Origin of the sequence: Sulfurimonas hongkongensis, from assembly GCF_000445475.1 — a bacterium.
In the GTDB taxonomy this organism is placed as follows: Bacteria; Campylobacterota; Campylobacteria; order Campylobacterales; family Sulfurimonadaceae; genus Sulfurimonas; species Sulfurimonas hongkongensis.
Genome location: NZ_AUPZ01000002.1, coordinates 147047 through 167607, shown reverse-complemented (window position 1 = coordinate 167607; position 20561 = coordinate 147047). Strand labels below are relative to the sequence as shown.

Sequence of the window (20561 nt, the reverse complement as noted above, 5' to 3'; positions counted from 1 at the left end):
AACGATAAAGGATTTTTTATGAAAGTTTTAGTACCACTAGCTACAGGGTTTGAAGAGATAGAGGCTGTATCTATCATAGATGTTTTAAGAAGAGCGGAGATTGAAGTTTTAGTAGCCGCATTTGATGAAGAGAGTGTTGTAAAGGGTGCAAATGGCATCAGTGTTGTAACTGACATGAACATTAAAGATGTAAAGGTTAGTGAGCTTGATATGATAGCACTTCCTGGTGGTTGGGATGGAACTCACGCTCTAGCAGATGATGGGAATGTACAGAACATCTTAAAGGAGATGGATAGTAAAGGCAAAAACATAGCAGCCATCTGTGCGGCTCCTTATGCACTTCATAGAGCTGGAGTTTTAAAGCAAAACTATACTTGTTATCCATCAGTAGAAAAAGAGATAAGAGAGCAGGGTTACATAGGAGATGGCACAATGGTTGTTGAAGACGCTAATGTCTTAACATCTCGTGGACCTGCAACTGCTATGTGTTTTGCTTTGGCAATTGTAAAAAAACTAAAGGGCGAAGAGACCTATAAGATGGTAAAAGGTGGACTCTTAGCGGACTTTTGTAAAGAGTAGATTTTTTAGACTTCTCTCTTCATCAAGGCTCTCAAACTCTTTTAGGTTTGCAAGTCTCTCTTTAAACTCAAACTCAGGAGCTAACTCTGATATTAACTCTTTTAAAAAAGATGAGTTAAGTTCTGGCGAGTTCAAGCAAGCGAGCAAGATGCAGTTATCTGATGCAATATCTGGAAGTTTTGCTATGATTTTTCTATAATCTTTCGTAGCTTCAAAACTTCCTCTTTGAAAACTTGGCGGATCAATAATGATAAGGTCATAAGGACCTTTTTTCTTGATGCGAGAAAAAGATTTTAGGATATTGTAAGGCAGAAAGCTCACACCTCTAGTATCAAGATCATTTAAGTGATGGTTTAAGCGACCAATACTTAGAGATGCTTTGCTCATATCGATATTTGAGACACTTTTTGCACCTCCTAAGATGGCAGCCACACTAAAAGCACAAGTATATGAAAAAAGATTTAAAACACTTTTATCTTTTGCACTCTCTCTTACAAACTCTCTTCCATTTTTCATATCTGCAAAGTAGCCACTGTTACGATTTGAGAGAAGATTTAGTCTAAATTTCATACCATTTTCAAGAGCAAAAATCTCATCACTTAACTCTCCTATGACTACTTCAACTGGAAAGTCTTTTTTATATCTTCTTTGCACAACTATAGTATTATGTCTTGAAGTTTTTATAAAAGATTTTAAAAGTTCTAAGAGTTCGCTCTCTTTCGCATCTTTATCATATAGAGCGACACTTAAAATAGTGTCAATAGAGTCAATAGTGAGATGTTTAAAATCATCATAAAGCCCACCACGACCATGAAAAAGTCTTTTAAATTCAGCACTCAAATCTTTTGAGTTTAGTAAAATATGTGCGTTTAAGTCTTGTAGAGTCAAGTTTAGCCCTGTTTTTTTAGATGAAAGTTTAGCTATTTTACTTGAAAACTCACTTTAAAAGTTAAAGGTATAGTTATTGCTTGTAAATATAAAAAAACAGGAGTAGATTATGTTAGTTGGTAGTTCTACAAGTGCTTTTAGCTATAGTAAAAACAAAGAACAAATACGAGAATCTGATATAGCGTTTGCTTTTAATGATGAAAAACAAACTCAAACTCAAACTCAAGTAAAAGAGTATAAGAGTCGTGACGAGATAAACGCGGATGATATAGCACTTCAACAGTTTAAAAAAGACCTCACTCAAAAGGGTTCTTTTAAGTTTATGTATGACTTTAATATGCAAAAAATAGAAGAGATGCTAGAAGAGTACAAGAAAAAACTAGAAAAAGAACTAGAGGAAAATCCAGACTCGAAGATGGATATAGATCAGATGGTAAATGACTATAAAAAACAGCTCTTAGAGAGATTTAGAGAGCTAGAAGATGAAGAAAATGACTCAAACACTCTTTTGAGTACAAGCCGCTTAGCTTTTGAGTTAGCTGATAAATTAAAGCCTAAGTTAGAGGACATTTTGAGCCTTTAGGTTTTATCTTTTTTGTAAACGCTATCTGCTAATGACTTTTAGTTTTACAAAGAGTCCATCATCTTTTTTAAAAATTTCCATAGCAGTGTCTAGGGGAGTTTTTTGTCTTTTTAGACTTCCTTGGACTGAGTGAAGAACATGAGCAAATTTTTGAAATAGTGGTGCTACTATATAGTTGATATGATCTTTTTTTAGCATATCTGCAAGTGCGTATATAACACAATAATAAACACTTTTATTGATAGATCTTTGGATGAGATAATCATGCATAATGTTTATATTGTTATACAAAACCTCTTTGTTCTCTTCACTCAATACAGTGTTTTCTTGGGCTCTTTTTAAATTGTGCTCTATCTCTTCTTCTATATCATGATTTTGTTTTTCCATAAGCGTGTTTATATTTGGACATATCTTTTTTAGCTCATCAAATAGCTCTTTGTTATCTAATCTCTTAGTTGAGGCTTCATAAGTGTATATTTTATCTTCAAAATAGTCGTGATCAAGTGCTTTTATAAGTTGAACTGCTATATTTAAGTAGACATATTTGTCCTCTTTATTGTTATCAAACTCTATGCCTGTATGAGAGATGATAGGTTTTGGACCAACGTATTTTAACTCCATAATAATATCCTTAATTTTATTTTTTAAACATTAAATCTAAAGTGCATAACATCGCCATCTTGTACGATGTACTCTTTCCCCTCAAGTCTCATCTTTCCAGCTTCCTTTGCCTTTGCTTCTCCACCATAAGTTATGAAATCTTCATAAGATATAACCTCTGCACGGATAAAACCTTTTTCAAAGTCATTGTGGATGGCAGCAGCAGCGCGAGGTGCAGTTGAATTTTTTCTAATAGTCCAAGAGCGAACCTCTTTAACGCCTGCTGTAAAGTAGCTCATAAGTCCTAGTTTGTCAAAACCTTTTTGTATTATCTGTTCTAATCCTGACTCTTTAACTCCTAGATCTGTTAAAAATTCCTGAGCTTCATCATCATCAAGACCGATAAGTTCTTCTTCAATCTTTGCACATAGTTTTATAAGCTCACAGTTGTTTTTAGCAGCATGCTCTCTTAGAGCTACTACATAATTGTTGTCTTCTAAGAGACCATCTTCGTCAGTATTTGCTCCATACATAATCTCTTTGTTAGTTAAAAATCTAACTTCTGAGTTTAGTTGTTTGTAAATATCAGTGTCGGCATCTTTAAAGTTTCTTGCTAACTTCCCATCAGCTAAAAACTCCATAAGCTCTTCGGCCATCTCTAACATCTCTTTTGCACTCTTATCTGCTTTTGCCTGTTTTTTGAGTCTATCAATACGGTTAGATAAAACCTCTATATCTGCAAGTATAAGCTCACCCTCTATAATTTCAACATCACGAAGTGGGTCGATACTGCCTTCGTTATGGACTATGTTTTCATCATCAAAACATCTTACAATTTGGAGTATAACCTCAGTTTCACGGATGTTTGAGAGAAACTTATTTCCAAGTCCTTCACCTTTTGACGCACCTTTTACTAAACCTGCGATATCTACGAAGTCTAGTGTAGAGTATTGAATCCTCTGGGGATTTACTATCTTTGCAAGCTCTGCTAATCTCTTATCTGGAACAGGAACTACAGCCTTGTTTGGCTCTATGGTACAAAATGGATAGTTTGCAGCCTCTGCGTTTTGTGCCTTTGTTAATGCATTGAAAGTTGTTGATTTACCGACATTAGGGAGTCCTACTAGACCTATACTTAAACCCATTATTTACCTTTTTTTTAAAAATATAGTTATGTGATTTTATCTAAATTATGCTTTGTTTATTTGTAAAGGGGATATTATTAGATTTTATCATGAGGTCTAGCTAAGAAAAATCCTTGAGTACGATCAATACTTAGATCTTTTACTTTTTTATAAACTGACTCATTATGTACAAACTCTGCAACAGTCAGTATATTTAGTCTTTGCGCAAAATCAACAATGGTTTTAACAACTATTTGGGCATTTATGTCATAATCAATATTTTTTATTAGAGTACCATCTATCTTTATATAGTCTATGTTTAATTTAAGAAGATGTTCAAAGTTAGAGTATCCGGAGCCAAAGTCATCTATAGATATTCTACAGCCAAGAGCTTTCATCTCATTTGTAAAAACAGCTACATCTTCATAGTTCTCTATGCCCTCAGACTCTAAAATTTCAAATATTATTTTTTTAGAAACATTATGTTCTTTTATCTTTTGCTTTATGTACTTAACAGTGTTTTTATTTAAAATATCTTCAACTGATACATTTACAGAAAAATATGAATCGATATTTTCAAAATATTTACAACTTTTCTCAATCATAATTTTTGTCAATTTACTATAAAGTCTACTTTTTTTGGCGATTATTAAAAATTTATATGGACTAATTATATTTCCATCTTCATCTATGAGACGTATTAAACACTCGTAGCTTGCAACTTTATCTGATTTATTATCATATATAGCTTGAAAGTATGGGACTATCTTATCATTTTCTATAGCTATTTTAAGATTTTTTACCCATTCAATATTATCTTTATATTGCTCTTCAATATTTAAATTTTCATCATAAAGTAAAAAAGATTCTTGTTGCTTTTTTGCTGATTTTAAAGCTATATCTGCTTTTTCTAAAATATTTTCCATCTGATAAGATCCACCTACAGAAACTCTAATGGAAAGCTCATTATTCTCATAAAAAAATATCATTTTTTCAACATTTGCTGCTAGATTTTCAGCTATTTTAATAAACTCTTGTATAGATGGTTTTTTTGTAAAATATATAGCAAATTCATCACCTGAGAGTCTGCTTACAGTAGTGTTTTGCTTTTTATTAAACATACTATTAAGCTTATATGCAAAACTTTTTAATATGTAATCACCTGCAGTTTGTCCAAAAAAGTCATTTATCTCTCTAAAGTCATCTATATTAATGACAAGAAGTGCCCCATCATCGCTGCTGATGATATCATTAAGTAGACTATGCCTATTTGGTAGCTTTGTAAGCGAGTCGGTATATAGTTGTTTACGCAACTCTAATGTTTTTTCATTTACCTTTTCTTCAAGATATTGATTTATATTTTTTTGTTTTTTTGAGTATTGAGATATTTTTTGCTGCATATTATTTAGAGCTTTTGATATAAGTCCTATTTCATTGTTTTGAGATACATATGGTATCTTTATCTCTTGATCTGGAGAATATTCTTTTAGTGATTTGGCAATCTTTCTAAGAGGTAGTAAAAGTTTTTTTACATATAAGCCAAAAAGAGTAAAGATAAAACTAAAAACAACAAACATTATTAGCAATATTTTAGTGTATTGATTAATTAGTTCTTTGTAATTTTTATTTGAATATGTAATAATTAGAGAACCGAGTATTTTTTTTGAATTTGGTTGGTGTATGGCTTGTTTTATAGTAAAAGATTCTTCTATGCTCTTATCATACTCTGGTGATCTGATTTCATTAATAACTTTGAGGTTTTTTAAAACTTTTACGGCTAGTATATTCGGATTTTCTATAAGTTGACTTAATACTTGATCTGTTTTATCTTTCATATCAAGATATATATTTAGAGCGATTAAAGGTTCTATAGTTCTAGCAACAAGATCTGCTTTTTCCATTTCTATACTATAAAAGGCTTTTTTATTTATTTTTTCAAACGCAGTCAAGATAACTAAAACACTAAGTAAAAAAATAAGCACAATAAGAAGTACAATTTTAGTAGAGATAGATTTGACTTGATTTTTTTTCATACTAAATAAGACTCCATTCACGCTACATAACTTATATTTTGCATAAATCATCTTAGCATATTCATAGTGAAGTTGAGAGACAATTATATATTATTTTTGTCTATAAATGTAACCATTTGTAATAAAGAGTCAACAAAGTCTATTTTAGTTTTATTTAAGTCTTCTTTGTTTAGATACAAAACAGTTGATTTTTCTAGCATTAGAGAAAAAAGTAGCCCTTTTTTTAAGTTTTGTATGTCGTATGAAAAGGCTATTACTCCTTTTTCTTTGGCAACTTTGGCAACTTTGGAGATGTGTTGATCTGAATTTAGAGTGTAAATAGCAGATGCCTTTGTATCATTTGATAGATCAGAAAATTCAACTAGGTTAATTTCATATAAATATTTGTCAAAATATCCTTCAAAGTTTTTATCTATAAATTCACTTATCTCTTGAGCTATATGTAGATCATTTTTGCCATAAGCTATTGTGTAAACAACCTTTCCATCAATGAGTTTATTTTTTAGGTTTTTATCTAAGAGCAGTATTTTTGGAAAAATAGAAGCTTGCGCTTTTAGTAATATGTCACTATAACTATAGCCATAAGCCATATTTACTAAAATGAAACATAAAAAGATTATTTTTTTCATTTAAAACTTCTTCTTAAGAGCGACAAGAAAGCTCCTACCCTCTTGCTCATAATCTTGTGAATATGTATTTGGAGAAGATGGGAACTTAAGGGTTGCATCAAATATATTTTTTAGACTCAGTGTTACAGTGTAATTGTGTCTTTTGTTTTTGTAGTTAAGAGAAGTATCTAAGGTAGAGTATGAGTCTAATTTATCTCTAGTATCACCAGAGATTCTCTCTTTTGAACCAACATATTTTGCAAGTCCACTAACAGAGAGTGAACTACTGATATTATAGATATAGTAGCCTTTAAGTAAGTGGTTCGCTACATTAGGTAGTGACTCACTCTTGCTTTCATCTTTTATGTAAGAAGTTCCAGCTACATAAGAGTAGTTTATGTATAGTTGATCTGAGGATGTAAAGTTTCCTTTGTATTCAAGCTCAAAGCCATAGATATCTGTGTCTACAACATTTCTATATGTAGAATCTGTTGCAGTATTATATATTTGATCTTTGTTTAAAAGATAAAATATATTTGTTTGCAGATATGTATCACTAGAGAATTTTTTAATATATGCAACTTCAAAAGCATCTACTTTTTCAGGATCCAAGTTTGTATTTCCAACTCTAGCTCTGTTATTCATAGTGTACATCTCTTGCCATGAAGCATTTCGGTGTGAACGGCTATATATGGCTTTAAAAATATCCTCAGAGCTATGTTGATATACCATAGATACTCTGGGTTCTATACCTGAGGTTTTATATGTGTTTTTTTCATAGTTGAAACCATACATAAAGCCAAGACTGTTGCTATACTGAAATTCATCCTGCAAGGAGATAACTAGAGTACTTCGTTTTGCATTTTTATCAAAAAATGGCAGGGTATCAGTGTAGTCAAAAAGTCCTGCATCTCCAGTTTCTCTGTTTGATAGTTTAGACGTCATATCAATAGTCTCTTCATTTGTTAAACGATATCCAAAGGTAATGAGATGTTTTTCAATACCCTTATATTTAACATATGAAGATTGGTACAATTCCCTTTGTGCAGCAAAGTGTTCACTGTAAATACCATTTGCAAAGGTAACAGGAGTACCATCGGATGGTTTAAGTAGTATAGTGTTATCAGGGGCTAATTTAGACACAGAATCAAAGGCATTGTATTTGATCCCTGCTTTTATATAGACACTAAAGTCATTGATATCTTTGTTGTAACCGAGTTCAAAATAGTAGTTCGGAAGTTTCATTCTATCATCATCTTGTGGTAGTGCTAAGTTTATTCCATAAGCACTACCTTTAGTATGTTCATGTAGCCTTGCTTTAAGATATATGTCTTTATATTTGATATTTAAACCTAGAGAGTACTCTTTTAGCCACAGAGGAGCATCTCCTGTTTGAGAAAGTGCTACATTTCCTGCACCAAGTGATCCTTGAGAGAGACCATCAGGACCAGCATATAGTTTTTTATCGTCTTGCTGATAGTAAAAGTCTGTAAATACTTTTAAGTCCTCGGCTTTGAAGTTCTTTATAAATCCACCCATTATGTAGTCATATGAGCCATATTTAAAAACTAATTTATCATTGTTCTTGAAGTCTTTAAAGTCTTCTGCATATGTTATAACATGGATAGAACCTGCATAAGCATTTACACCATCTGTTTTACTCCCAGGTCCTCTTGTGACTTCGATACGCTTGATTATTTCTATGGGAAAAGAGAGGTATTCAGAGTAAGAGTCAAAGAAGGTATTGTTAACTAACACATCATCAATAAAAAGTTTTGATTGACCATATGCTAGAGAATTTGAACCTCTAAAGATAGGTGTTTGGTTGTTAAAACTATCTGTAGCCATGTCAACACCAGGTACTAATTCAAGTGCTTCTTTTAGATTTGATACACCAAGTTTTTCTAGTTCACTACCTTTAAATACAGAGATAATATATGGTTGATAATTTTCGTTTTGTTTAGTAGCAGTCGCAACTTTGTTAAAGTGCTTCATATCATTTGACAAAGAGCTTATCAGTGCATCTGTTTGGGCATTAAGGTTGGTTAAACCAAGTATTGGAAATAAAAGGAAGCTAATATTAGGTAGCTTTGTCAAAATATTCTTTTTAATAATAATTCTCCCCCAAAAGTTCCAGATTGTCTATGAGTAATTGTTTTATATATAAAATACATGGATGACGAAAACCAAAATATTTATGCACCTGCTCATTACCTATCTTGACATAGTTCATTTTATAGATTTTAAGTAATCTTAAAAAGCTCGATTCTAGCGCTCCATAAGTGTACTCAATGTCAAGTTGATTCATTTTTATATACATGAATTTTTAACTTCATTTATTATAGCTTTTGTTATCTGAATGTCCCTATATTTAGCATCAACAAATATTCTTGACACCTCTCCAAGTTTATCTCTTTGAAAATTATAACTATCTAGCTCCATATAGTTTTCAGTTGGGTGCCTAAGTGGAGATATGATAGTTTTTAAATTTAATACTTTGAAGAATTGTTAAATTGGATCCTGAATCAAGTTCAGGATGACAAGTGTTTCGTTTCAGGATGATAAGTTTTTGCATTTCAGGATGATAAGTTTTTGCATTTCAGGATGATAAGTTTTTGCATTTCAGGATGATAAGTGTTTCGTTTCAGGATGACACATATGCTGTCATCCCGTGCTTGACACGGGATCTAGTTTATAAACTAATCAGAGGAATCGATTAATTATGTGTGCAAAGTTGTTTACATCTATACAGAGATTTTTTTGCTTTTTATTGGTTTTATTAGTAGGTATCCACCAATAAGCACGGGAATTATCCCTAACATCTGACGAAACCCTGGTACTTCATCTAGATATATAAAGGCAAAAAAGAGTGTCATTGGTGGCACAAAAGCAATCATAGCACTTATCTTTGTGATAGAGATGCGATACAAGGCTTCCATCCATAAAATCTTAGAGATGCCAAAGATAACTAAACCTATGAGTAGAAGATAAACAAACGCATTTTCTAAAGCCTCTAAGCTAATCTTTGGTTCTATTAACCAAGCTAAAAAGGCTATGACTGGGAGTGCTATGATTGTTCTAAATCCTAATATTGTTATAGATGAACAATATCCTCTTGCACGTTTTGAGTAAAAATTTGCAATGGGAGCAATGGCTGCTGCTACTAGGATTATAAAATCACCTTTGTTGAAGGTTAAATTATCAGGAATAAGTATGATTATTGCCCCAAGTCCCATAATAAAAGCACCAATGCTATGAACAAGATCTATTTTCTCCTTTCCAAAGATATTGAAATAGAGGTAAGAAAAGAAGAGTTGAGTAAAAATTATTACTGACATATTTCCAGCTGTAGTAAACTGCATGCCTATAAAAACTAAGGCAAAAAGTGTTGTAATATAAAAGCTTGTAAGTAGTAGGTCTTTATAAGCAGCTCTGTTTTTTAGCTCTTTAAAAAGACCTTTTTTTAGCATAAGAAATATAAAAAAGAATAAGGATACAAAGAGAGAAAAGGCGTAAGTGTGTAGTGCTCCGATATGCGAAATAGCTACTATTGAGAGTATGGGAAACCAACTCTCCAAGATGGAGAGTACTATCATTAAAAGTTCGCCTTCGCGCTCTTTTGTCATATATTTTTTAAGTATTCACTCATAAAACGCACACTTGCACCAGTTGCTCCATAAACATTGCAATCCCAAGGAGTCTCTGTATATGCTGAACCTGCTATATCAAAATGTAACCACTTATCTTTGTTTTGCTCTTTTATAAAGTTATCTAAAAATAAGCCCGCTGTGATGGCTCCACCATAAGGTTTTGAAGAGACATTTGAAATGTCAGCTATCTCACTCTTTATTAGCTTTTTAAGATGTTTGTTAAATGGAAGTGAACCAGTAAGTTCGCCAGCTGTAGTTGCCGCTTTTGAGATGTCATGTTTTAGTTTATGAGAGTGTCCCATAACTCCGGTCGTATATTGACCTAGAGCTACCATACAAGCACCAGTAAGAGTTGCAAAGTCAAAGATTGCATCTGCATCTACTTTGTCTTGCGCAAAGTCTAGAACGTCAGCTAAGACCAATCTACCCTCAGCGTCAGTGTTTCTAACTTCTATAGTTGTCCCACTTCTTGATACCAAAACATCATCAGGTTTGTAAGCATCACCACCAACCATATTTTCAACTGCACCTATAAAAGCGTGAACTTCTATGTCGAGCTTTAACTCACTAACCGCCTTAATAATGCCCAAAACTGAACATGCTCCAGCCTTGTCCATCTTCATAGTTACCATTGAAGTTGATGGCTTTAGGCTAAGTCCACCACTATCATAAGTTAGACCTTTTCCGACTAAAGAGATGATTTTTTTTGGCTTTTTTGGCTTATAAGCTAAGTGGATGAGTTGGCTTTGATGGATGGATGCACGACCAACTGCAAGCATTGCATTCATATTTTGCTTCTTTAGCTCATCTTCTGCAAGAATTTCACACTCTAAAGAATTTTCATCAGCTAACCTTTGTGCTAAGTATGCAAACGATTCAGGGTTTAGCTCTTGTGGAGCAGTGTTTACGATATCTCTAGTAAAACAGGTAGATTTTGAGATAATAAGCGCATCATTAAATATAGGCTTTAGCTTTTTATATTCAAGTTTATTAGATACCATAAAAACATCTTCTAACTTGCTCTCTTTTGGTTTTGATTTGTAGTCATTAAACTCATATCCACCAAGAACTACACCCTCAACCATAGCGCGAAGTGAAGTTGCTTTGATAACACTAAAAGCAACACTTTTATAGTTTGAAGATTTTAGTGCTTTTATCATGCTAGAAGTTGCACTTCTTATATCATCGCTTTTTTTGCCATCAACTCCACAAAAAAGTAAGCCTTTTTCATGTAAAAAACAGATGGTGTCTTGCTCTGCTTTAAATCCTGCTAAATTTAAGAGCTTAAATTTCTTATGTTTTTTTAGTTCATCAGGAGTTAAAAACTCGACTTTAATGTCTGTTTTGACATCAGATATATTTTTATTTAAAAGTTTTATATTCATTGTTTATCCATAGTGTTATTTTTGTTAGATATTGATTAAATATCTCTAATAGTGCATATACTTTTTAGCTTTTACATCATCTTGTATGCTTCTTAATTTCTCTTCTAAGATTTCAACTAAAATCTCAGAACTTTTCTGTCCATTTGGCTCTGGAACATTGTAGTTTGTTACTCTAAGGTTTGATTTAAAGAGTGACTCTAGTTCGTCTTGTATATCTTTTTTTCTTGAGTGCATGTCTTTTTGCACAGGAGTTGTTGGTTTTACCTCTTCTCTGCTCAGCCAGGCATAAGCACTATCAAGTGAGCTAAAAAACTCTACCTCACCACTCATAAACCAACTTCCAAACTTTGCTAAATACTCATCAGTTGTACTAGCTCCAACGATAGCAATCTTACTAAAGAGATCTTTATACTTCATCCCAAATTTAAAGTCATCCCAAGCGGCTCTAAGTTCCCAGCCATCAAATTCTGTTGCATCTAGGAGCATTTTTGCCTTAAACTCTTTTGCACCATCAAGCGAACTCTCTAGCATAGGAGTCATATTTGCATAGTCATTATGCGTAAGCTTACCAACTATCTTCATCTTGATAAAGAAAAAATCATCTACACGATTTATACCTATAGAAATTCCGTGTTCTAAATACTCCATAACAATCTCCTTATAAAAGTTTGTCTTAATTGTATCTAAAGATGAAAAACCATACTTAACTAGTCAAAATGAAGTATCTCTTTTGCTTGTATCATATCTTTATCACCTCTACCTGAGAGGTTTACTATGATGAGTTTGTCTTTTATATCTTCTATCTTTTTAAGATAAGCAATAGCGTGTGCACTCTCAAATGCTGGGATGATTCCCTCTTTTTGACTTAGCCATACAAAAGCTTCAAGAGCCTCCTCATCTGTTGCGTTGTCATATGTTACAGACTTGTTGTCGTTATGAAAAGAGTGTTCAGGTCCAATGCCCGGGTAGTCAAGTCCAGCCGAGATAGAGTGAGCCTCTGTAATCTGCCCATCTTCATCTTGAAGTGTATAACTCATCTGACCATGCAGTACACCAGGGCGACCTTTTTTTAGTGAGCAGCCGTGTTTAGATGTCTCGATGCCTAAGCCTCCAGCTTCAACACCGATGCACTCAACTTCTTTGTCTTCTAAGAAGTGTTGAAATGTTCCTATCGCGTTTGAGCCACCACCAATACATGCTATCACATAGTCTGGTAAGCGGTTCTCTTTTTGGAGTATTTGAGCTCTTGCCTCATAGCCGATGATGGATTGAAAATCTCTTACCATCATTGGATATGGATGTGGACCTGCCACTGTTCCTATGATATAAAAAGTATCCCTAGTGTTTGTAACCCAGTGACGTATAGCTTCATTCATCGCATCTTTTAGAGTACAAGAACCACTTGTAACTGCATTTACTTTAGCACCTAGAAGTTTCATGCGAAAAACATTTAACTCTTGCCTAGATACATCTTTAGCTCCCATAAAAACTTCGCACTCTAAATCTAGTAGTGCACAGACTGTAGCAGTAGCAACACCATGTTGGCCAGCTCCAGTCTCAGCTATGATTTTTTTATATCCGAGCCTTTTAGCCATCAGACCTTGGGCTATTACATTGTTTACTTTATGGGCACCTGTGTGGTTTAAATCTTCTCTTTTTAGGTAGATTTTTGCACCTAGCTCATCTGAGACATTTTTAGCATAGTAGAGTGGAGAAGGGCGACCTACATAATCTTTTAAGTAGTAATCGACTTCACTCCAAAAATTCTCATCAAAGCGGATTAATTCATACTCTTTTTTAAGTTTTATAAGAGCTGGCATAAGTGTTTCAGGTACGTATCTACCACCAAATGTACCAAAATGTCCATCTTCGCTTGGATCAAATTTTGAAGCTTTAGGAATATACATTATTTAACCTCTATAATTGAATAAACAGGAGTTTTTTTCTCTACTTCTTTGTAACCATCTAAAAAGGTAAGAGTAACAACAAAACAAGCCTCAACACACTCAGCACCTGCTTGTTTTATAAGTGTAGCTGCAGCATTTGCAGTTCCGCCAGTTGCAATGAGGTCATCTAAAAGAAGAACCCTAGCATCTTTTTGTCCTCTAAAAGCATCTATATGAATCTCAACTTCATCTACACCATACTCTAGTGAGTACTTCTCACCAATAGTAGTATATGGAAGTTTCCCATGTTTGCGTATAGGAACAAAGCCGATGCCTAGCATCTGAGCTAGGGCAGAGGCAAAGATGAAACCTCTTGCATCTATACCGACTATAAAGTCTAGGTTATACTCTTTATATCTTTGGTATAGATGATTCATCAAAACACCAAAAGCGTATTTGTCGCTTAAGAGAGTTGTGATATCTTTAAAGACAATTCCCGGTTTTGGAAAATCTTTTATCTCTCTGATGGAGTCTTCAATGATTTTTCTTTCTGTTTTGCTAAGTGTCATAATATTTTCTCCTTTAATTTTATTTAACACCCTTAAAGGGTACCTAGTAAAATGAAAGGAAACCTCCCATTAATTTAGTATAGCATCGTTAGTTGTTTAGAGTAAAGCATCTATACGATTTTCTAATGCTTTTATTTTACCATTTAGACGGTCTGTCTCTTGTCTATGTTTAGTATTTCTTTGCTTTAAAACTTTTAGCTCATTTCTTAGTTTTGTAAGTTCTTCACTTAGAATATCTACATTTCCCAAAGCTCTTTGGAGCTGTATCTGGTACTTTCTAATAAGTATTTCAGCCTCTTGAAGTGTTAACTTCATAAGGTCATTTCCTCTTTGTTCTTTACTTGTGATGCTCTTAAAGTAGTACATCTTTACAAAGAGATATACACACAAGATTGATAAAATTGTTAAAAGTGACCATTCCCAAAACATAAATAATAATCCTTCGCAAAACTACTTTATTGCTTCTATCTTCTCAACGCGACCGCAGTGTCTTCCACCATCAAAACTTGATGCTAGCCATGAGTCTATTATGGATTCTGCTACACCATTACCTACAACTCTCTCACCAAAACACAGAACATTTGCATCGTTGTGTCCTCTTGCTACCATTGCAGTATATGCGTCATGACAAAGCGCAGCTCTGATGCCGCTGAGGCGATTTGCTGCCATGCTCATTCCTATGCCAGAGCCACAAATTAGGATGCCTTGAGACTCCTTGTCTGCTAAAACTGCTTGACAAACCTTGATGGCAAAGTCTGGATAGTCCACTCTTGTCTTTGAAAAAGGACCAAGGTCTATGACTTCATGACCCTTTTGCTTTAACAATTCTACAGTAAAATCTTTTAAATCCAATCCGGCATGATCTGTTGCAATATAAAATTTCATATTTTTCCTTTATGTAAGTAGTGCGAGAATAGTTCTAACTGGCAAAAGTAAGACATAGTCTTTGATGGGCGTCATCAAAATTATAAGAACTATAATGATGCCATACCTCTCATTTTTGTAAAAAAACTCTGCTACAGCGTTTACTCTGTATTTTAGTGCTAAATGCATTAAGAAGTGTGCTCCATCAAACTGAGGGATAGGGAGAAGATTAAAAACTCCCAAAACGACATTTATGATGAGCAGTTGAAAAACAAGCATATAGGCAAAGATATAAACAATACTATCTGCAGTAGTAGGTTGGCTCATTGCTACAAGTGCTATAGAAGCTATGGTTGCTATAGTAAAGTTATAAACTATCCCAGCCAAGTCAACTTGCATAGCAGCGTTGTAGCCACCATTTCTCACAACTGTAGAAGTGTTTATCGGCACAGGTTTTGCCCAACCAAACAAAAATCCACTCTCTCCGCCTAGTAAAATTGGTAAAAAGTACATAGTAGCTGGAACTATAATAGTACCAACTAAATCAATATGTATAAGAGGGTTTATAGAGAGTCTTCCAGCATTTTTTGCAGTTGTATCGCCATACATGAAAGCTACCCAACCGTGCATGATTTCATGTCCGATAATGGCAATGGCTAGTGCAAAGATTGCAGATGCAATCTTTAAAATATCAATAGATTCCATGATCGTCTTTATCTTCTTTTATTCTCTCTTGTATTGCAATGTCAAGATGTTCTTTTTGCTCTAAATCTGTTGGGGTTTTTCCGATTCTATCCCATCTAATTTCCCAGTTACTTCCTATGGAGAAGTAGATAAACCAAGGAGTTCCCTCTATATTGTCATAAGGAACTGCTCCCCAAAAACGGCTGTCATTTGAGTGATCACGATTATCTCCCATCATAAAGTAGTGATCTTTATCTATCTTAATAGGAGCAAATTCAAAAAGCTCCATATGGTATCTTCCATTGTTTTGGATTTTATCATCGTGATGGATACCTGGATGTTTTTTCATATATGGATTTTTAACCCAAAGTTTTCCTCCAAGGACTACTATTTCATAATCTTTAAAATTCTTTTTTATCCACTCATCTCCCTCATGATGATGAATATAAAGATTTTTATCACTTATAAAAAGTTCATCTTCAGGAAGTGCTACACATCTTTTGACATAGTGTTGCTTAGGATTGTGAGGCGGTCTAAAGATAACAATATCGCCTCTTTTTGGCTTATCTCCATCAACTAAACGAAGTCTATCGCTCCATGGCATGATAGAGACCTCTAAAAAAGGAATATGTGGCATAGAGATACCATAAGCAAATTTTTTAGCAAAGAGATGGTCTCCTACAAGAAGAGAGTCTTTCATTGAGCCAGATGGAATTCTAAAGGCTTGAGCTATAAAAAAGATGATAAAAAGAACTATGACTATAGTTCCAGTCCATGAGTTTGAAAATTTGTAAGTTTTGTATAAAAACTCTTTCATTAAACTTGTGCCTCTTTTAGTTTAAGAGCATTAGCTTTAGCTGCTTTTAGAGTGTTAGAGAGAAGCATTGCTATTGTCATAGGACCAACTCCGCCAGGAACAGGAGTGATGTAAGAGCATTTTTTACTAACTCTCTCAAAGTCAACGTCACCTACTAGTTTTCCATTTTGGGCACGATTGATACCGATATCTACAACAACAGCACCATCTTTAACCATATCTTCTTTGATGAGATTTATCACTCCAACTCCTACAAAAATCATATCTGCAGCAAGTGTGTGTTTTTTGAGGTCATCTGTAAATATATGGCATATCTCAACTGTTGCATTTGCGTTTAGTAAGAGTGATGCCATAGGTTTTCCAACTATGTTTGATGCTCCAACTACAACGCAGTTTTTCCCCTCTACATCGATATTGTACTCTTTTAACAAGTCCATGACACCAAGTGGTGTACAAGGAACAAAGCCATCAAGTCCAGTTGTGAGCCTTCCTACATTAAAGGGATGAAAGCCATCAACATCTTTCTCTGGTGTGACAAGTTCTAAAAGTTTAGTTGTATCTATGTGTGATGGAAGGGGGAGTTGAATGAGTATACCATCTATACTTGAGTCATTATTCATCTTAATTATGCTTTTCTCAATAGCCTCTTGAGAGATAGTCTCTGGCATCTCATGAGTGATGGAGTAAAAACCGACTCTATCGCAAGCTTTTTTCTTCATATTTACGTAAGCTTGACTTGCTGGATCTTTTCCAACTAAAACAACAGCTAAACCAGGCGTGCATCCGCAAGTTGATTTTAGCTCTTTAACATCACTAGCTACTTTTTCTTCTATTTTTTTTGAGAGTGCTTTGCCATCTAATAACTGCATTTAAACCCCATAAATTATTTTTTCGATATTATATCACTCCAATAATAATAGGTCGCTTTATGAAAAATATATTGATTTTAATCTTTCCACTCTACCTCTTTGCATCTAGTTCTTTTATAACTCCACTAGAGTACGCATCTCAACTCTACAAAAATCCAAGAGGCATAGGTTGTCATAACTGTCATGGAGACAAAGGCGAGGGCAAGATAGTTGCAACTTACATAGATAAAAAAAAACAAAAAAACTTTACTGGACCAGTTATAAATGAACTAGATTTTGAGTACTTTTTTAACTCACTAAATGAGCGAAAAGATGGGATGCCAAGATACTTTTTAACTAAAAAAGAGATTCAAGCACTCTATCTTTACCTACAAGAAGCGAAAAAAAATGTTAAGTAAAATTGTGCAAGCTTTTAAACAAAGAGATGTAGAAGCTCTAGACGCTATGGTTGTGCCAACAGTTAGAGTTTTAAACAAAAGAGATGATTTTACATCAGTGCTTATGCTCTCATGCAATAAAATAAAACACTTAGAAAAGATAAGTGAGCTTGAAGCAGACTGCATAATTTTAAACCTTGAAGATGGGGTAAGCAAAGAAGATAAACCTCTTGCATTAGCCCTTTGTGCTATATATCTAGTCAAGCATAAAGAGTGTAGTAAAAAGCTCGTAGTGAGAGTAAACGCACTTGAAGAGGGCGGTTATGATGAGATAGCTTATCTAAACCAGTTTATGCCAGATGCCATAAGAGTCTCAAAGATAAAAACAAAAAAAGAGGTAGAGAGTGTTTTGGCTCTTTTAGATGAAGATATAGAGCTTCATCTCTCCATAGAAACCTCAGAAGCGTGGCATAACTTGGCAACTTTGCGGGTAAAGAAAAGAGTTACTACATTTTATCTAGGCATCTTAGATCTTTTAGCAGATTTGAGGCTTCCTCAAAGTCTGTTAAAGATTGATAATCCTACTATAATCTACATACTTACGCACTTCTTAGTAAGCTCAAGAGCTATGGGAGTCAAAGCTGTCTCTTTTGTTTACCAGGAGTTTGAAAAACTAGATGAATTTTCAAAATGGATAGAGCTTGAAAAATCTTTAGGCTACGATGCAAAAGCTTGTATCTCTCCAGCACAAGTAAGATTGGTAAATAAAACCTTTTCTTATAGTGAACTTGAGATAAAAAGGGCAAAAGAGATAGTAAAACTATTTGAGATGCGAAGAGAAAATGGAGTTACAGGCTTTACTCACCCTGAGTACGGCTTTATAGACGAGCCAATATATAAAGGTGCTTTAGCACTTTTATAAAAATAATAAATTTACTATTCAACCGTGTTGTAAGAGCGGTCACCTACATCTCCTAGACCTGGAATTATGAACTTGTTACTATTTAGTCTTTCATCTATCTGTGAAATATAGATATCAACATCAGGATGTACAGAGGTTACTACATCTATGCCTTCAGGTGCACCGATAATGTTGAGCATAATTATTTTCATAGGATTTTTACTTTTAATAAGCTCTATCGCATCGCACATTGAACCACCTGTTGCTAGCATCGGGTCAACTAAAAGTATAGTTTTTTCTCTACACTCAGGAAGTCTGTCATAATAGAGAACACTTTTATGTGTAATCTCATCTCTTTTCATTGCCAAAAAGCCTGCAGTGCTTTCAGGAAGAAGTTCTATAGCACTATCTAACATAGGCATACCTGCTCTCAAAACAGATGCTACGACTATATTTTTTTCATCAATAGTGCCAAAATTTTGTTCTCCTTGCCAAGTCTTTATGTTCTTTTGGACTAAGGGGAACTCTTTTAATGCTTCATAAACAAGTTGCTTTGTAAGCTCTGCAACTGTATGTCTAAAACGAATGGCATCACTTTTTTGATCTCTTAAGTGAGTAATTAATGTTTTTGTAACTGGGTTTGATAATTCATAAACCATTTGTGTGCCTTAGATAAGCTTTTGTTAAATTGTACTATTGTTAATATTTAATAGCTCTTTAAATAAGCGCTTATACTTTCTCCCAAAAAGTGCCTTGTGGGGTGTCCATTATGTTTACTCCAAAGGATAATATTTCATCTCTGAGTTTATCAGAAGTTGCAAAGTCTTTCTCTTTTTTTGCCACATCTCTTTTTGATATTAGCTCTCTTAGCTTCTCTTTAGTCGCCTCATCTACCCCTGATTGGAAGTATTCGTAAGGATTTTTAACACCAAAACCTAAAATTTCTTTTATAAAAGCAAGGTTTGAAATAATCTCTTTTTTAAGCACTTTATGTTTGCCAGCACTATCAAGAGTCTCATTTGCATTTGATATCATCTCATCAATGAGGCTTAGTGCTAAAGAGATGTTCATGTCATCACTTAGAGCTTCTAAGAGTGCATCTTTAAACTCACTTGCATCTGTTGATCCACTAAGTCCAAAGAGTCGTTTTTTTAGTCTGTAGATCTTGTCAAGTCTTTTTTTAGCAAGATCTAAGTCCACAGTGTTGAAGTTAAAGTTGCTTCTATAATGAGTGCTAAGAAGATAAAACCGTAAAACCTCTCCATCGTACTCTTTTAGCGCATCTTTGAGAAAAAAGCTATTGCCCAAACTCTTTGACATCTTTTGGCCATCTATGTTTACAAAACCGTTGTGCATCCAGTAAGCAGCTAGTGTGTGATCTGTTGCACATCTTGTCTGTGCAGCTTCATTTTCATGGTGAGGAAAGAGTAGGTCTGCTCCTCCGCCGTGGATATCTACACTAAACTTAAGATTAGGCTTTGCTAAATGTTTTTCTATCATAGCAGAACACTCAAGATGCCAACCTGGGCGACCCTTACCATAAGGGGAGTCAAATGTAACACTTCCATCTTTTATACTCTTCCAAAGAGCAAAATCAGCACTGCTTCTCTTTTGTGATGAGCTCTCAACTCTTTGAAGTTTATCTTCTTCTTCTTGGACTCTTTTTGAGAGGCTTAGATACTCAGCATCGCTTGAAGTATCAAAATATACATCTCCATCTTCTGTTTTATAGGCGTGATTTTTATCTATGAGTCTTTGGATAAACTCTATCATGGCATCTAGCGACTCTGTAGCTTTTGGCTCAATATCTGGTCTTATAACTCCAAGCTTTGACATCTCTTTATGATAAGCCTCAGTGTAAAACTCTGTTATCTCTTTTATAGTTTTGTTCTCTTGCTGTGCTTTTTTTATAATCTTATCATCAATATCTGTGATATTTCTAGCATAAGTAACCTTGTATCCATTCGCACGCAAAACTCTACAAAGCAGGTCAAAAACTAAAGCACTCTTTGCATGACCTAAGTGAGCATCATCATAGACTGTTGGACCGCAAACATATAGTGTTACATTGTTTTTATCTTGAGGGATGAATTCTCGTTTTATTTTTTGTTGTGAATCGTAAATCTTCATATAAATCTTTTTAG

Annotated in this window: 22 protein-coding genes; 4 read left to right on the top strand and 18 right to left on the bottom strand. The window is 34.1% G+C overall.

Annotation, left to right across the window (positions count from 1 at the left end):
* The first annotated feature begins 18 nt into the window (after positions 1-18).
* Complete coding sequence (locus tag M947_RS13330; protein ID WP_021286526.1) at positions 19-579, top strand: DJ-1 family glyoxalase III; 561 nt, start codon at positions 19-21, stop codon at positions 577-579.
* Here the strand turns inward: M947_RS13330 and M947_RS13325 are convergent.
* Positions 556-1467, bottom strand: a complete 912-nt coding sequence (locus tag M947_RS13325) for a class I SAM-dependent methyltransferase (RefSeq protein ID WP_021286525.1) — start codon at positions 1465-1467, stop codon at positions 556-558. The two genes, M947_RS13330 and M947_RS13325, sit on opposite strands and share 24 nt — an antisense overlap.
* A 109-nt stretch (positions 1468-1576) precedes the next feature.
* Here M947_RS13325 and M947_RS13320 point away from each other — a divergent pair, with 109 nt between their 5' ends.
* Positions 1577-2050, top strand: coding sequence for a hypothetical protein (locus tag M947_RS13320; protein ID WP_021286524.1), 474 nt, complete (start codon positions 1577-1579; stop codon positions 2048-2050).
* Positions 2051-2071: 21 nt separating this feature from the next.
* Here M947_RS13320 and M947_RS13315 read toward each other — a convergent pair whose 3' ends face one another.
* From M947_RS13315 to folD, 15 genes are all read right to left on the bottom strand, one after another.
* Positions 2072-2671 carry a hypothetical protein gene (locus M947_RS13315; RefSeq protein WP_021286523.1) on the bottom strand — a complete coding sequence of 200 codons (600 nt, stop codon included), beginning with the start codon at positions 2669-2671 and terminating at the stop codon, positions 2072-2074.
* A 23-nt stretch (positions 2672-2694) separates the two neighbouring features.
* Complete coding sequence (gene ychF / locus M947_RS13310; RefSeq protein ID WP_021286522.1) at positions 2695-3795, bottom strand: redox-regulated ATPase YchF; 1101 nt, start codon at positions 3793-3795, stop codon at positions 2695-2697.
* 77 nt (positions 3796-3872) lie between these two features.
* Complete coding sequence (locus M947_RS13305) at positions 3873-5807, bottom strand: EAL domain-containing protein (RefSeq protein ID WP_021286521.1); 1935 nt, start codon at positions 5805-5807, stop codon at positions 3873-3875.
* A gap of 83 nt (positions 5808-5890) precedes the next feature.
* Positions 5891-6436, bottom strand: coding sequence for a hypothetical protein (locus M947_RS13300; protein WP_021286520.1), 546 nt, complete (start codon positions 6434-6436; stop codon positions 5891-5893).
* Positions 6437-8512, bottom strand: coding sequence for a TonB-dependent receptor plug domain-containing protein (locus M947_RS13295; RefSeq protein WP_021286519.1), 2076 nt, complete (start codon positions 8510-8512; stop codon positions 6437-6439). It abuts the gene before it with no gap.
* A 647-nt stretch (positions 8513-9159) separates the two neighbouring features.
* Positions 9160-10011, bottom strand: a complete 852-nt coding sequence (locus M947_RS13285; RefSeq protein WP_021286516.1) for a DMT family transporter — start codon at positions 10009-10011, stop codon at positions 9160-9162.
* A 26-nt stretch (positions 10012-10037) separates the two neighbouring features.
* Positions 10038-11450, bottom strand: a complete 1413-nt coding sequence (locus M947_RS13280; protein ID WP_021286515.1) for a leucyl aminopeptidase — start codon at positions 11448-11450, stop codon at positions 10038-10040.
* A 45-nt stretch (positions 11451-11495) separates the two neighbouring features.
* The gene (locus M947_RS13275) at positions 11496-12098 is read right to left on the bottom strand and encodes a SpoIIAA family protein (protein ID WP_021286514.1); all 603 of its coding nucleotides are present in this window, start codon (positions 12096-12098) and stop codon (positions 11496-11498) included.
* Positions 12099-12157: 59 nt separating this feature from the next.
* Positions 12158-13357 (bottom strand): tryptophan synthase subunit beta, encoded by a 1200-nt coding sequence (trpB, locus tag M947_RS13270; RefSeq protein ID WP_021286513.1) that lies wholly within the window; start codon positions 13355-13357, stop codon positions 12158-12160.
* Positions 13357-13905, bottom strand: coding sequence for an adenine phosphoribosyltransferase (locus M947_RS13265; protein WP_021286512.1), 549 nt, complete (start codon positions 13903-13905; stop codon positions 13357-13359). Before M947_RS13265 ends, trpB begins: the two co-directional genes overlap by 1 nt.
* Positions 13906-14001: 96 nt before the next feature.
* Entirely contained in the window at positions 14002-14334 is a 333-nt protein-coding gene (locus M947_RS13260; protein ID WP_021286511.1) for a hypothetical protein, read from the bottom strand.
* A 21-nt stretch (positions 14335-14355) separates the two neighbouring features.
* Positions 14356-14790, bottom strand: coding sequence for a ribose 5-phosphate isomerase B (rpiB, locus tag M947_RS13255; protein ID WP_021286510.1), 435 nt, complete (start codon positions 14788-14790; stop codon positions 14356-14358).
* Between the two features lie 9 nt (positions 14791-14799).
* On the bottom strand, positions 14800-15474 hold the full coding sequence (locus M947_RS13250; RefSeq protein ID WP_021286509.1) for a site-2 protease family protein: 675 nt from the start codon (positions 15472-15474) through the stop codon (positions 14800-14802).
* Entirely contained in the window at positions 15461-16270 is an 810-nt protein-coding gene (gene lepB / locus M947_RS13245; protein WP_021286508.1) for a signal peptidase I, read from the bottom strand. The genes M947_RS13250 and lepB overlap by 14 nt, the downstream gene beginning before the upstream one ends.
* Entirely contained in the window at positions 16270-17139 is an 870-nt protein-coding gene (folD, locus tag M947_RS13240) for a bifunctional methylenetetrahydrofolate dehydrogenase/methenyltetrahydrofolate cyclohydrolase FolD (RefSeq protein ID WP_021286507.1), read from the bottom strand. Before folD ends, lepB begins: the two co-directional genes overlap by 1 nt.
* Before the next feature lie 59 nt (positions 17140-17198).
* On the opposite strand from folD, the gene M947_RS13235 reads away from it, so the two are divergent.
* Both M947_RS13235 and M947_RS13230 read left to right on the top strand, forming a co-directional pair.
* A complete protein-coding gene (locus M947_RS13235) occupies positions 17199-17537 on the top strand; it encodes a c-type cytochrome (protein WP_021286506.1) in 339 nt (112 codons plus the stop codon).
* Positions 17527-18438: an HpcH/HpaI aldolase/citrate lyase family protein gene (locus tag M947_RS13230; protein ID WP_021286505.1), complete on the top strand. Its 912-nt coding sequence runs from the start codon at positions 17527-17529 to the stop codon at positions 18436-18438. Before M947_RS13235 ends, M947_RS13230 begins: the two co-directional genes overlap by 11 nt.
* A 14-nt stretch (positions 18439-18452) precedes the next feature.
* Here M947_RS13230 and upp read toward each other — a convergent pair whose 3' ends face one another.
* Entirely contained in the window at positions 18453-19076 is a 624-nt protein-coding gene (gene upp, locus M947_RS13225; protein WP_021286504.1) for a uracil phosphoribosyltransferase, read from the bottom strand.
* 70 nt (positions 19077-19146) lie between these two features.
* Positions 19147-20547, bottom strand: a complete 1401-nt coding sequence (gene cysS / locus M947_RS13220; RefSeq protein WP_021286503.1) for a cysteine--tRNA ligase — start codon at positions 20545-20547, stop codon at positions 19147-19149.
* Positions 20548-20561 lie beyond the last annotated feature (14 nt).

What these genes read in the sequence shown, in the direction of transcription:
- M947_RS13330 (WP_021286526.1), top strand. Translation starts at nt 19, where the DNA reads ATGAAAGTTTTAGTACCACTAGCTACAGGGTTTGAAGAGATAGAGGCT.
- M947_RS13320 (WP_021286524.1), top strand. Translation starts at nt 1,577, where the DNA reads ATGTTAGTTGGTAGTTCTACAAGTGCTTTTAGCTATAGTAAAAACAAA.
- M947_RS13315 (WP_021286523.1), bottom strand. Translation starts at nt 2,671, where the DNA reads ATGGAGTTAAAATACGTTGGTCCAAAACCTATCATCTCTCATACAGGC.
- ychF (WP_021286522.1), bottom strand. Translation starts at nt 3,795, where the DNA reads ATGGGTTTAAGTATAGGTCTAGTAGGACTCCCTAATGTCGGTAAATCA.
- M947_RS13305 (WP_021286521.1), bottom strand. Translation starts at nt 5,807, where the DNA reads ATGAAAAAAAATCAAGTCAAATCTATCTCTACTAAAATTGTACTTCTT.
- M947_RS13300 (WP_021286520.1), bottom strand. Translation starts at nt 6,436, where the DNA reads ATGAAAAAAATAATCTTTTTATGTTTCATTTTAGTAAATATGGCTTAT.
- M947_RS13285 (WP_021286516.1), bottom strand. Translation starts at nt 10,011, where the DNA reads ATGATAGTACTCTCCATCTTGGAGAGTTGGTTTCCCATACTCTCAATA.
- M947_RS13280 (WP_021286515.1), bottom strand. Translation starts at nt 11,450, where the DNA reads ATGAATATAAAACTTTTAAATAAAAATATATCTGATGTCAAAACAGAC.
- M947_RS13275 (WP_021286514.1), bottom strand. Translation starts at nt 12,098, where the DNA reads ATGGAGTATTTAGAACACGGAATTTCTATAGGTATAAATCGTGTAGAT.
- trpB (WP_021286513.1), bottom strand. Translation starts at nt 13,357, where the DNA reads ATGTATATTCCTAAAGCTTCAAAATTTGATCCAAGCGAAGATGGACAT.
- M947_RS13265 (WP_021286512.1), bottom strand. Translation starts at nt 13,905, where the DNA reads ATGACACTTAGCAAAACAGAAAGAAAAATCATTGAAGACTCCATCAGA.
- M947_RS13260 (WP_021286511.1), bottom strand. Translation starts at nt 14,334, where the DNA reads ATGTTTTGGGAATGGTCACTTTTAACAATTTTATCAATCTTGTGTGTA.
- rpiB (WP_021286510.1), bottom strand. Translation starts at nt 14,790, where the DNA reads ATGAAATTTTATATTGCAACAGATCATGCCGGATTGGATTTAAAAGAT.
- M947_RS13250 (WP_021286509.1), bottom strand. Translation starts at nt 15,474, where the DNA reads ATGGAATCTATTGATATTTTAAAGATTGCATCTGCAATCTTTGCACTA.
- lepB (WP_021286508.1), bottom strand. Translation starts at nt 16,270, where the DNA reads ATGAAAGAGTTTTTATACAAAACTTACAAATTTTCAAACTCATGGACT.
- folD (WP_021286507.1), bottom strand. Translation starts at nt 17,139, where the DNA reads ATGCAGTTATTAGATGGCAAAGCACTCTCAAAAAAAATAGAAGAAAAA.
- M947_RS13235 (WP_021286506.1), top strand. Translation starts at nt 17,199, where the DNA reads ATGAAAAATATATTGATTTTAATCTTTCCACTCTACCTCTTTGCATCT.
- M947_RS13230 (WP_021286505.1), top strand. Translation starts at nt 17,527, where the DNA reads ATGTTAAGTAAAATTGTGCAAGCTTTTAAACAAAGAGATGTAGAAGCT.
- upp (WP_021286504.1), bottom strand. Translation starts at nt 19,076, where the DNA reads ATGGTTTATGAATTATCAAACCCAGTTACAAAAACATTAATTACTCAC.
- cysS (WP_021286503.1), bottom strand. Translation starts at nt 20,547, where the DNA reads ATGAAGATTTACGATTCACAACAAAAAATAAAACGAGAATTCATCCCT.